The 386-nt window shown below is 49.7% G+C and carries 1 protein-coding gene; it reads right to left on the bottom strand.

Annotated elements, in window-relative coordinates:
* Positions 1-137 (bottom strand): YkgJ family cysteine cluster protein (locus ACYP03_RS24535; protein ID WP_459782454.1); only part of this gene is annotated, 137 nt, incomplete at its 3' end.
* Positions 138-386: the final 249 nt, after the last annotated feature.

Raw genomic sequence — 386 nt, 5'->3', positions numbered from 1 at the left:
CCAAAAAGCTTGCACAAATTATTGTCGTTTAGCTGAATACAGCGCACCCCGGCAGGTTTGCCATCTGGCATACCCGGAATGGGGGAAGAAATACTCGGGGCAATACAACAGGCTCCGCAGCCTAAACGACAATCCATTCCAACCTTCTATACTTATCTGACAGTCTTATTCTACAGTGACACTTCGTGATTCCGGCCAGTATCACTGGCCGCTTACGCTGGTGGCGCAAACTATCACCCATACTATCGGGAATCAACCTTTGCGGCTGTTGTATATTTGCCTGAGAGGGGGAAATCCGGACTGAGGCTTGCACTTTGCCGTGCAGACAGCTATAACACCGCCTTGTTTCCTCTTATCCCTACAATAAGAGGGCGAATCACGCAGAG

Source organism: Photobacterium sp. R1 (assembly GCF_054600795.1).
Note: the sequence above shows the minus strand (reverse complement) of the source record. Positions and strands in the feature narration are given on the sequence as shown.